Below are 12303 nucleotides of genomic sequence, written 5' to 3' on the forward strand. Positions count from 1 at the left end.
AAAAGCGGTGCCAATGGCACCGCTTTGTCTTAGTAATCGGATTTAATTGACGATTACATCATTTCAACCGCAATGGCTGTGGCTTCACCACCGCCGATACACAAAGAAGCTACGCCTTTAGTTTTGCCAAGGCGTTTTAAAGCGTGTAAAAGAGTTACCAAAATACGGGCACCAGAGGCGCCAATAGGATGGCCCAGAGCACAAGCACCACCATTGACATTCACTTTGGCTTCGTCCAGTTCCAACTGGCGTACCGCTAACATCGTTACCATGGCAAAAGCTTCGTTGATTTCGAATAAATCTACATCATTCAACGACCATCCGGCTTTATCCATCAATTTTCGCATAGCGCCAACCGGAGCAACCGTAAAGTTTTCCGGTTCAATAGAATTGGTAGCATGAGCTACAATGCGCGCTAATGGCTGTAATCCCAATTCTTTGGCTTTAGACTCTGTCATTACCATGAGTGCTGCGGCACCATCAGAGATGGAGCTGGAATTCGCTGCAGTCACCGTGCCGTCTTTTTTGAATGCCGGGCGCAGGTTAGGAATTTTTTCTGGCATGGCTTTGGCGGGTGATTCATCTTCACTCACTACCACATTACCTTTGCGGCCTTGGATCACTACGTCAGACACTTCATCTTTGAAGTAGCCTTCAGCAATTGCCGTTTTAGCTTTATCTAATGAAGACAAGGCAAAGGCGTCCATATCTTCTCGGGTAATGCCTTCAGCATCGGCTGTAGCTTGGGCAAAACACCCCATCGCTTGACCGTCATAAGCATTTTCAAGGCCGTCTAGCATCATGTGGTCCAGCACCTGACCGTGACCCATACGGTAGCCGCCACGGGCTTTGGGTAATAAATACGGTGCGTTAGACATACTTTCCATACCGCCGGCAATTACCACTTCAGCACTGCCTGCTTTGATAAAGTCATGAGCCATCATTACCGCCTTCATGCCTGAACCACAGACTTTATTGATGGTGGTTACACCAGCAGACAATGGCAAACCGCCCGCTAATGCCGCTTGGCGGGCAGGAGATTGGCCTAATCCTGCAGGCAATACACAGCCCATGATCACTTCGTCTACCTGATTGGCATCAGCCTGACTATCGGCTAGTACGCTGGCGATGGCACCGGCACCTAATTCTGTACCCGTTAGCGGTGATAAACTGCCCATGAAGGCGCCCATTGGCGTGCGTTTGGCAGATACAATAACGATATTTTCTGTAGTCATTTTCATTACCTTTGCTTATTTTGCTGGCATTGTGATCCATCCCTACAATCAAGGCGACTGTACTTTAGGACCATTGGCATCTTGTACAACATTCTGGACGCAAGCGATGACTTTGTCGAAATCGGTTGTAAATAGAATGTTGAAAAGTTGTCAGGGTTACTTTACCTTTACGTTAACCCAATCCTTACGTGAACGTAAAGGTAAACCTATGAGTGAACAAACTTATTCAATAGGTGAATTGTCAAAAGAATTTGACATTACGCCCCGCTCTATCCGTTTTTACGAGGAGCAAGGTCTGCTGGCGCCCGAAAGAGCGGGTCAAAGTCGAATCTACAACAAAAAAGACAGAGTTCGACTAAAGTTAATCCTGCGCGGTAAACGCTTAGGCTTTTCTTTGGCAGAGACTAAAACCTTATTCGAGCTTTACGACTCTCATCAAAGCTCCCGAATACAACTTGAAGAAATGTTACGCATGACGCACGAAAAACGCGCCATCATGAAACAGCAAATGGAAGACATTCAAATGCTGATGAATGAATTAAACGACGTTGAACTGCGCTGTAAAGAAGAACTATCTGAATTAACTAAAGGTGTATAAATCCATGAATACTCCCTACCCTACATTAAACTTTGATCTTGGCGAAGACATCGATGCCTTAAGAGAAGGTATTTACCAGTTTGCCCAAGGCGAAATTGCACCGCTTGCAGAAAAAGCCGACGAAGACAACGCCTTCCCCAATCAATTGTGGCCACAGCTGGGTGAAATGGGCTTACTGGGCATGACAGTAGCAGAAGAATACGGCGGCGTTGACATGGGTTACCTGGCACACGTAGTGGCCATGGAAGAAATCAGCCGCGCGTCTGCCGGTATCGGTTTGAGCTATGGTGCTCACAGTAACCTGTGCGTTAATCAAATTCACAAAAACGGTACGGCGGCACAAAAAGAAAAATACCTGCCCAAACTGGTCAGTGGTGAGCACATTGGTGCATTAGCTATGAGTGAGCCAAACGCCGGCTCTGACGTAGTCAGCATGAAATTGCGCGCCGAGAAAAAAGGCGATCACTATATTTTAAATGGCAATAAAATGTGGATCACTAATGGTCCAGACGCCAGCACCTTTGTAATTTACGCAAAGACCGATGTTAATGGCGGCTCTAAAGGCATTACCGCCTTTATCGTAGAAAAAGGCTTTGCCGGTTTCTCCCAAGCACAGAAGCTAGACAAATTAGGCATGCGCTCTTCTAATACCTGTGAGCTGGTTTTCGAAGATTGTGAAGTACCTGAAGAAAACATCCTGGGCGAAGTAGGCGGCGGCGTACGCGTATTGATGAGCGGCCTGGACTATGAGCGTTTGGTACTTTCCGGTGGCCCTATCGGTATTATGCAGGCTGCCATGGATATCGTGGTGCCTTACATTCACGACCGTAAGCAATTTGGTCAGTCCATCGGTGAATTCCAGTTGGTACAGGGTAAAGTAGCCGATATGTATACCCAAATGAATGCCGCTCGTGCTTATGTCTACACCGTAGCCAAAGCCTGCGACCGTGGTGAAACCACTCGTAAAGATGCCGCTGGTGCCATTCTGTATTCTGCGGAATTGGCTACCAAAATGGCATTAGACGCCATCCAGTTATTAGGCGGTAACGGCTACATCAACGAATACCCTACGGGTCGTTTATTGCGTGACGCTAAACTGTATGAAATCGGTGCAGGGACCTCTGAAATTCGTCGTATGTTGATTGGTCGCGAATTATTCAAAGAATCAGTCTAAAGTATACAAACCGGGAAATTTAAGCGCCCGGTTTAGTTTTAATGGATCGGATTTCTCAGAAATCCGATTTTTTGTGAAGCGGATTTAACGGAGTTAACTGTGTCGACACAAGCAAGTAATCCAATTCAAAGCAAAATTAATGTGAAAAGCGCGGCGTTTGCTGAAAATGCCGAGCACATGTCGCTACAAGTTAAAGACTTGCAGGACAAAATTGCCCAAATCAAACAAGGTGGCGGCGAAAAATCCAATAAGCGCCACACTGACCGCGGTAAGTTATTGCCCAGAGAGCGTATTAACGCCCTGTTAGATCCGGGTTCGCCGTTTTTAGAAATATCCCAACTTGCCGCCTGGCAAGTGTACGAAGATTATGTACCCGCAGCGGGCGTCATTGCCGGTATCGGCCGTGTTTCTGGTCAGGAATGTATGATTGTCGCCAACGATGCCACGGTAAAAGGCGGAACCTATTATCCGCTTACCGTGAAAAAGCACTTACGGGCACAAACTATTGCTGAGCAAAACAACCTGCCTTGTATTTATCTGGTGGACTCTGGCGGTGCCAACCTGCCCCGTCAGGACGATGTATTCCCGGATCGCGAACACTTTGGACGCATCTTTTACAACCAGGCTAATTTATCCGCGAAAAACATTCCACAAATCGCCGTGGTGATGGGGTCTTGTACTGCCGGTGGTGCTTATGTACCTGCCATGGCAGATGAATCCATTATCGTCAAAAACCAAGGTACTATCTTTTTAGGTGGACCACCTCTGGTGAAAGCCGCTACCGGTGAAGTGGTAACGGCTGAAGAACTCGGCGGCGGTGATGTGCATTGTCGCACCTCGGGTGTAGTGGATCACCTGGCTAATAATGATCACCACGCGTTAAAGATTGCGCGGGATTCAGTAGCACGTTTAAACCGAGTGAAACAACCGAATATTGATATTCGTGAAGCCCGTGAGCCTCTGTACGACGCCAAAGAAATCTACGGCATTATCCCGAAAGATTCTCGTCAGCCATACGATGTGCGTGAAATCATCGCCCGCATCGTGGATGGCTCTGAGTTTGATGAATTTAAAGCGCTGTATGGCACTACCCTGGTGTGTGGATTTGCCCGCATCTTCGGCTACCCGGTAGGTATTGTGGCCAATAACGGTATCTTATTCTCTGAATCAGCACTCAAAGGTGCCCACTTTATTGAGCTATGTGCGCAACGCAAGATCCCGCTGATATTTTTGCAAAACATCACCGGCTTTATGGTGGGCAAACAGTATGAATCCGGCGGTATCGCTAAAAACGGTGCCAAAATGGTTACCGCAGTGGCGTGTGCCAATGTGCCTAAATTTACCGTGCTTATCGGCGGCAGCTTTGGTGCCGGTAACTACGGTATGTGTGGTCGTGCTTACGATCCGCGTTTCTTGTTTATGTGGCCGAATGCACGCATATCGGTTATGGGTGGCGAACAAGCCGCAGGTGTACTGGCACAGGTGAAAAAAGAACAAAAAGAACGTGTCGGTGAAAGCTGGTCTCAAGACGAAGAGCAAGCCTTTAAGCAGCCCATTATTGACAATTATGAACATCAGGGACACCCCTACTACGCCTCAGCCCGTTTATGGGACGACGGTGTAATCGATCCTGCTGACACCCGTTTTGTGTTAGGTTTGAGCCTGTCAGCCTCCCTGAATAAGCCCGTTGAGGAAACTCAATTCGGCGTCTTTAGAATGTAAGGTGTGAATATGTCTGACTCTGTACTTTATGACCTTGATGACCGTGGTGTCGCCACCGTTACCCTTAATCGACCGGAAAAGCATAACGCCTTTGATGATGAAATCATTGCTGAGCTAACCCAGTTATTTAAACGCATTGGTGAAGATAAGTCGGTCCGCGCCATGGTGTTAAAAGCCAACGGTCCGAGCTTCTGTGCTGGTGCCGATGCCAGTTGGATGAAACGCATGGCGGATTATTCCTTTGATGAAAATGTCGCCGATGCCAAAAAGCTTGCTAATATGCTATGGCACTTAAACACTATGCCTAAACCCACAATTGCCCGCGTTCAGGGAGCGACTTATGGTGGAGCTGTGGGTTTGGTGGCCTGCTGTGATATGGCAGTGGCCAGTAAATTGAGTAAGTTCTGTTTAAGTGAAGTTCGCTTAGGGCTCATTCCTGCCACTATCAGTCCTTATGTGATTGCGGCTATCGGTGAGCGTGTCGCCCGCCGTTATTTTATGACTGCTGAAGTGTTTTCCGCTCGTCGTGCACGTCGCTTAGGTTTAGTAAGCGAAACCGTCACCGAAGAAGAGCTGGATAGCACTATTGATGATTTGCTCAGTAATATTCTGCGCAACGGTCCACAAGCTGTGGCCGCCGCGAAGCAGCTTATTTTTGATGTAGAAAATCAGCCATGTGAAGAAGAAGTCATCGAAAAAACCTGCCTGCGTATTGCCACCGTCAGAGTGTCTGAGGAAGGTCAGGAAGGCTTGAGTGCCTTTCTTGAAAAGCGCAAACCTAACTGGCGCAAGGATTAAGCATGTTTAAGAAATTATTAATTGCCAACCGCGGTGAGATTTGTTGTCGCGTTATCAAAACGGCGCGCAAAATGGGTATACCCACCGTTGCGGTTTATTCTGATGCCGATGCCAATGCCCTGCATGTGCAGATGGCGGATGAGGCCGTGCACATTGGTGGTCCTGCCGCCAAAGACAGTTACTTAAAAGCACAAACCATCATTGATGTGTGTAATGAAGTGGGTGCTGATGCAGTGCATCCCGGTTATGGCTTTTTGTCTGAGAACGCTAAGTTTGCAGACCTATGCGAAGCTAACAACATTACCTTTGTCGGCCCCCCTACCAGCGCAATAGAAGCGATGGGCAGTAAAAGCGCGGCAAAATCCATTATGGAAAAGGCCGGTGTCCCACTTGTACCTGGTTATCATGGCGAAGACCAATCAGAAGCCATTATCAAAAAAGCCGCTGATGACATGGGCTATCCTGTGCTGTTAAAAGCTGCTGCCGGTGGTGGTGGTAAGGGTATGCGCCAAGTCTGGTCCGAAAATGAATTCGCTGGTGCGCTTGCTGCCGCCAAACGCGAAGCGATTTCCAGCTTTGGTGACGATACCATGCTGGTGGAAAAATACCTGACGCAACCGCGTCACGTGGAAATTCAGGTATTTTGCGACAAGCACGGCAATGGTGTTTATTTGTTTGAGCGGGACTGCTCAGTGCAGCGTCGCCATCAAAAAGTCATCGAAGAAGCACCTGCTCCGGGTTTATCCGACGATATCCGCAAAGCCATGGGGGAAGCCGCGCTCAAAGCTGCGAAAGCCATCAACTATGTTGGCGCAGGTACGGTTGAGTTTCTCTACGATGTCGATGGTAGCTTCTATTTCATGGAAATGAATACCCGTTTGCAGGTGGAGCATCCGGTCACTGAAATGATCACCGGACAAGATCTGGTGCAGTGGCAATTAGATGTGGCAGCTGGTGAGCCTCTACCACTTTCTCAAGAGCAATTAAAAGTAAACGGCCACGCCTTTGAAGCGCGGGTTTACGCCGAAGATCCGGACAATGACTTTTTACCCGTTACCGGGCAACTCACCTACTTGCAAGCGCCGTTGGAAAACCGCCACGTTCGCGTGGATACCGGGGTGCGCCGGGGTGATGAAGTATCGGTTTATTACGACCCGATGATCGCCAAGTTGATTGTTTGGGATGAAGATCGCAACAAAGCCTTGAATCGTTTAACGACTGCACTCGCTGATTATCACATTAACGGCATGACCACTAACCTGCCATTTTTGTACAACCTTGCCAGTACTGATGCGTTTCGCAATGTGGAACTGGACACCGGCTTTATCGACAAGCATCAGGATAAAATTTTCGTTAACAGTGAGCACGATTTTAATCAGTGTTTACCTCTGATGGTTTTGGCCATACTACTTAACAAAAAGCAAAGCCAGCCTCAGGCCAATAGCACTGACTTATCTTCTCCATGGCACTACAGCAATGCCTGGCGCGCTAACGAGCATCATACCCAAACCGTTGCTGTAGCCGTTGCAGGAGAATCATTCTCGGTTACCGTTACCCATGTTGATGCAGAACAGTTTGAACTGAACATCGATGGCGAAGATTTGTTGGTGTCAGGAACTCTGGAAGGCAATGCCTTGATTGCCAATGTCAATGGCCATCGTCAGCGTGCCTCCTTGGTGGTACACGGCAGCGATATGTCTTTGTATACCGCACAATCGGCTTTGCACTTCAGTGAAGACGTCCCGGATTTGGGTATCGATGATATGCAGGACGATGCAGGCGGTTTAACGGCGCCCATGAATGGTACTGTGGTTAAACTGATGGTTGCCGCTGATGAAGAAGTGGAAGCAGATACGCCGCTGCTAATTATGGAAGCCATGAAAATGGAGCACACCATTAAAGCACCTGCCAAAGGCAAAGTGACTGAATTTTTCTTTCAGGAAGGCGAACTGGTGGACGGTGGTGCCGAGTTATTAGCTTTTGAGGTAGCGCAATAATGGCATTACCAAAAAGTGCAACCATAGTGGAGGTGGGTCCTCGCGATGGCCTGCAAAATGAAAAATCCGATATCCTGTTGCAGGATAAGATTAATCTGGTGCATGGTCTGGCCGATGCTGGCTTAAAAATCATAGAAACCGGCAGTTTTGTGTCCCCCAAATGGGTACCCAAAATGGCCGACTCCGCCGAGGTCTTCAAGCAAATATCCCGTGAGCCTGGTGTCACCTATTCAGCACTAACGCCAAACCTAAAAGGTTTTGAGGGTGCAATAGCGGCAGGTGCGGATGAGGTAGCGATTTTTGGTGCCGCGTCTGAGTCTTTTTCGCAAAAAAACATCAACTGTACCATCGCTGAGAGCCTCGAGCGGTTTGCCCCTGTAATGGAAGCAGCGCAGCAACAAGGTATAAAAGTTCGCGGATATGTTTCTTGTGTCCTGGGCTGCCCTTACGAGGGCGACATAGCGCCAGAAGCAGTGCGTATGGTGTCTAAAAAGCTGCTGGATATGGGCTGCTATGAAATTTCATTAGGCGATACCATTGGTGTTGGCACGCCGCTGAAAACAAAGCAGATGCTGAATGCGGTAATGCAGGATATTGCTACAGACAAACTGGCAGTGCACTTTCATGATACCTACGGTCAAGCTCTAAGTAATATCTTGATGGCACTACAAATGGGCATTAACGTAATTGATTCTGCGGTAGCAGGATTAGGTGGTTGCCCCTACGCTAAAGGTGCCTCAGGCAATGTTGCGACTGAAGATGTGGTCTACATGCTGAACGGTATGGGCATTGAAACAGGAATCAATCTGGAGTCACTGGTGCAAACAGGCGACAAGATTACTAAAGCGCTCAAGCGCAGTAATAACTCCAAAGTGGCCAATGCCATGCTGGCCAAAGGGTAAATTTCAGCTCTTTTTATTGTTCGGCAGTAAACCACGTGTTTGCTGCCCTATTCCTCTAATCCTTTCCAACTTAACCCATTTAACGGGTGATTATTTTCTTTTAGTTGACAGAAATTATTTCTACCCGCAGTCTTTGTTTTAAACAATATCCAAAAGCAGTATCAGAAAACTAAGTTAAACTTAGCGGGAAGCTGTTTAGAAAAAGTTGCAGGAAGGTGGCATGCACTGGTTTTTGAATCTGTCTATTAAAAACAAACTCTGGTTATTAACGGGTTCCTTCTTCGTCTCCATGTCGCTGGTGATTGTAGTGGCTTTCTGGACCCAGCAAAAACTGGCTAATGATGTCGATATTATCGCCAATAAATACTTCACCGCCTCTAATCTAATACTAGCTGCTGATGCTAATTTATATCGCGCCATTTCCGCTGAAAGAAGCTTGATTTTTGTCAATGCTACCTCTCCACAATTTCGCAATCTGGTGAACTATCACAAGCTCAACATAGAAGAAGCCCAACAAAAATTTCAGCAATTCAGGCTGGCTATCGATGATCCTCGTATTCATGGACTTATGTCTGACTATGACCGTTTAAACCGAGAGTGGCAGGCTCTCACCTTCAAAGTAGTTACTCTGAGGGAAAATAACGGCCGGGAAGAACGCCGGGAAGCGTCACGCATCAGTTTGCAAGACGCTTCACAGAAGTTCGCCGAAATGCATGACGTGATAGATCAAATAACTGACATTGTTGAGCAAGACAGTCAGCAAGTGGTAGAACAAGCGGAATCTAACGTCACCTACTCCGCTTCTCTGATCTTATTCGTGACTGTCGGTGCCTTCATCTTTGGCACTTTGATGACTTTAATGGCCATTCAGCTATTGGCACAGCCACTCAAAGTGCTGACTGACCGCCTCAAACAAATATCGTCCGGTGATGGTGACTTAACCCAACGACTGGAAGAAGACCGCTGTGATGAGATTGGTGAAACCGCTATCGCATTCAACCGCTTTGCCAGTAATCAAGCAGATATTCTCAAGCAGGTGAAAAACGCTATGGATAGTTTTATGGCCTCCATGGAATTTGTCGGCGAAAAAATGAATAAGCTACATGAGGCAACATCAAAGCAGCAGAATGTCAGCGATGGTGTCGCTGGCTCCATGAGCCAGATGAGTATGGCAGTGACCGATGTTGCTAAAAACGCGGCGAATGCTTCTGAAGCGACGGAAGAGGCTAATCAGTTGGCCATCAAAGGTCACAGCGTGGTTAACGAATCTGTCTCCACTATCAACGAAATCACATCCAACATTGCCAACACCTCAGACGTGGTTAAACAATTGGATGTTCGAACTCAATCCATCTCAAGCGTGACAGATACCATAAGCGAGATAGCCGACCAAACCAATTTATTGGCTCTTAACGCCGCAATTGAAGCTGCCCGCGCCGGAGAGCAAGGGCGCGGATTTGCCGTGGTGGCAGAAGAAGTTCGAAACCTGGCGAAGCGCACTTCAGAACTTACCAAACAAATTCGGGAAAATATCGAGCAACTCAGTGTTGAGAGTGCACAAGCCGTATCGGTAATGGAAGAATCGTTAAATAATTCAAAAATTTTGGATGAAAAAGCCATATTGTCCGGTCAGGCTTTACAAGAGATCACAACTGCCGTTGATTTGATTTCTGGTATGAACATGACCGTTGCCAGTGCGGTAGAAGAGCAATCTGTAACCGCTGAAGAAATTAATCGCAATATAGAAAACTTAAAATCCATGGCAGTTGAATCCGACGCGCATTCTCAGGACACGCTTAAAGAGGTCGTCGCCTTGTTATCACTTGCCAGAGACATGCAAACTTTGTTGAATCGATTTAAAGTTGAGTGAGTTCATGCCTCTGTTTATACGCTCTCTGATACTGCTGTTATTCAGTATCAGCCATTGTTGGGCAGCCAACATTTCATTTTCAGTAGTAGATAAAGATAACAACCCTCTTGCTGATGCCATCATCAGCCTTACTCCTACGTCTGAGGGTGCCATAAAAGCAGCAGCAACAGCAGCCGCACCTGTAGCACAGATGACCCAAAGTAATAAACAGTTCAATCCTCACGTCGTAGCAGTACAACAGGGACACAAAGTGCACTTCCCCAACGAGGATTCAATTAAGCACCAGGTTTACTCCTTGTCTGAATTACAGCAGTTTGATTTAACTGTTGAAGCAGGTGCAACCGAGCATGGCCCTCAAATGACCAGCACAGGTGCTATCAACATCGGCTGCAACATCCACGACTGGATGCAAGCTTATGTGTATGTTGTAGATACTCCCTGGTTCGGACAAACTGACGCAGATGGATTAGTCTCCATTGAGTTACCCGACAATGAAACTTTTAGTTGGCAACTATGGCACCCAAGAGTTAGCTCAGAAGAAGCCCATTCTGGCGGCTTAATACAGGCACCTTATGGCCAGGTAGATATTATTTTAAAGTCTGCGCTTTTACCCGCTTATGATGAAGCCTCGGACTTTGATGACTTTGACGATTATTGATCTTTAAGCGCAGGCGCAACGTTCCATTAGGTTGCAATAAAAACCCTAAATCAATGACCTTGAGATACCTGATTAGCGTAGGCACATAAAAATGAAAAAACTCTTGTTGTTATCCGCGTTAGTTTTTTACAGTGCTATCAGCCATGGTGAAGCACTTAAAGTGCGAGGGCTTTTACAAGCAAGCTATGCCATCAGTACCGATGAAGAAGTGAGCTTTCTGGATGCCGGTACCAATATTCTGCGTTTTGACGATGACAGTCGCTTACAATTAAACCAAGCGGTTTTAGATTTATCCGGTGACCTTACCGATTTTGTATCATGGCATACCGTGCTTAATTTCACCCACACACCTGAAACTCACGCAGGCCCCACTCAAGCATACATAAAATACAAACCCATCTGGTCCAGTAAATACCGTTGGCAATTTCGCGCCGGAATGTTTTATCCGGAGATGGGCTTTGAAAACCCTGAAATGGGCTGGTTATCGCCTTTTACGTATACCAACTCAGCCATCAGTAGTTGGATTGGGGAGGAAGTGCGCACCATAGGTGGCGAATTTAAAGTAACCCGGCCCGGCCGTTTCCACAATCGCAGTCCCCACACCTTTGCTCTCACAGGTGCGGTATATAAAGGTAATGATCCAGCCGGTACCCTACTGGCGTGGCGGGGTTGGGGCTTACACGACAAACAAAGTATCATTAATGAACGAGTCTTTTTCGCGGATTACCCGTCCATCGGTCCCGGACAAGCCCTTGAACCACAAGCTAATTGGGTTGAGCCTTATCGGGAAATCGACGGCCGCTGGGGTTATCAGGTAGGGTTACATTGGGATTATCAAAGGCAGTCCCGGTTGAAATACTATTATTTCAACAACAACGCTGATGAAACCGTATTGGCCAGAGGGGGACAATATGCATGGCATACCATATTCCACTCCCTCGCCTGGCAATATCGCTTCGATAAAAATTGGCGTTTAATCATGCAAGGTATGCATGGCAGAACGGCGATGGGTCCCGGTGCCGTGCTGGTTGGCTTCAATAGTTGGTACGCTATGATTGCCTATCGAGATAAAGAACACAACGCGGCACTGCGTTTTGAAAAATTTAATACGATTGATAAAGACAGTCTAATTCCTGAAGATGACAACAATGGGCACGGTTGGGGATTGACAGCAACCTACCGCTATAATCTCAATAGCCATTGGCAGTTGGGCAGCGAGCTGGTATTAAGTGAGTCGTGGCAAGCCAGTCGCGCGCAATTTTCTGCAACTCAACCAAGGTTGAGCCAAACTCAGTTAACAGGTGTTGCACAATATCGATTCTAAATAACTTCTAGTGCCAGAAATTGCT

10 protein-coding genes are annotated in these 12303 nt (G+C 47.2%); 9 read left to right on the forward strand and 1 reads right to left on the reverse strand.

Features of this window, described 5'->3' with window-relative positions:
- Positions 1 to 53 precede the first annotated feature (53 nt).
- On the reverse strand, positions 54 to 1235 hold the full coding sequence (locus tag AABA75_RS11760) for a thiolase family protein (RefSeq protein WP_338294849.1): 1182 nt from the start codon (positions 1233 to 1235) through the stop codon (positions 54 to 56).
- Positions 1236 to 1443: 208 nt separating this feature from the next.
- Here AABA75_RS11760 and AABA75_RS11765 point away from each other — a divergent pair, with 208 nt between their 5' ends.
- The 9 genes from AABA75_RS11765 to AABA75_RS11805 all read left to right on the forward strand — a co-directional run bounded on the left by AABA75_RS11765 (position 1444) and on the right by AABA75_RS11805 (position 12278).
- On the forward strand, positions 1444 to 1833 hold the full coding sequence (locus tag AABA75_RS11765) for a MerR family DNA-binding transcriptional regulator (protein WP_338292797.1): 390 nt from the start codon (positions 1444 to 1446) through the stop codon (positions 1831 to 1833).
- 4 nt (positions 1834 to 1837) lie between these two features.
- A complete protein-coding gene (locus tag AABA75_RS11770; protein WP_338292798.1) occupies positions 1838 to 3007 on the forward strand; it encodes an isovaleryl-CoA dehydrogenase in 1170 nt (389 codons plus the stop codon).
- Positions 3008 to 3106: 99 nt separating this feature from the next.
- Positions 3107 to 4729 (forward strand): carboxyl transferase domain-containing protein, encoded by a 1623-nt coding sequence (locus AABA75_RS11775; protein WP_338292799.1) that lies wholly within the window; start codon positions 3107 to 3109, stop codon positions 4727 to 4729.
- A 9-nt stretch (positions 4730 to 4738) separates the two neighbouring features.
- Positions 4739 to 5527, forward strand: coding sequence for an enoyl-CoA hydratase/isomerase family protein (locus AABA75_RS11780; RefSeq protein WP_338292800.1), 789 nt, complete (start codon positions 4739 to 4741; stop codon positions 5525 to 5527).
- A gap of 2 nt (positions 5528 to 5529) precedes the next feature.
- Positions 5530 to 7524 (forward strand): acetyl/propionyl/methylcrotonyl-CoA carboxylase subunit alpha, encoded by a 1995-nt coding sequence (locus AABA75_RS11785; RefSeq protein WP_338292801.1) that lies wholly within the window; start codon positions 5530 to 5532, stop codon positions 7522 to 7524.
- A complete protein-coding gene (locus AABA75_RS11790; protein ID WP_338292802.1) occupies positions 7524 to 8426 on the forward strand; it encodes a hydroxymethylglutaryl-CoA lyase in 903 nt (300 codons plus the stop codon). Before AABA75_RS11785 ends, AABA75_RS11790 begins: the two co-directional genes overlap by 1 nt.
- 220 nt (positions 8427 to 8646) lie before the next feature.
- On the forward strand, positions 8647 to 10296 hold the full coding sequence (locus AABA75_RS11795; RefSeq protein ID WP_338292803.1) for a methyl-accepting chemotaxis protein: 1650 nt from the start codon (positions 8647 to 8649) through the stop codon (positions 10294 to 10296).
- A 4-nt stretch (positions 10297 to 10300) separates the two neighbouring features.
- Complete coding sequence (locus tag AABA75_RS11800; RefSeq protein ID WP_338292804.1) at positions 10301 to 10954, forward strand: methylamine utilization protein; 654 nt, start codon at positions 10301 to 10303, stop codon at positions 10952 to 10954.
- A 91-nt stretch (positions 10955 to 11045) separates the two neighbouring features.
- Entirely contained in the window at positions 11046 to 12278 is a 1233-nt protein-coding gene (locus AABA75_RS11805; protein WP_338292805.1) for a porin, read from the forward strand.
- The last annotated feature ends 25 nt before the right edge of the window (positions 12279 to 12303 follow it).

The organism is Planctobacterium marinum, assembly GCF_036322805.1.
Classification (GTDB): Bacteria; Pseudomonadota; Gammaproteobacteria; order Enterobacterales; family Alteromonadaceae; genus Planctobacterium; species Planctobacterium marinum_A.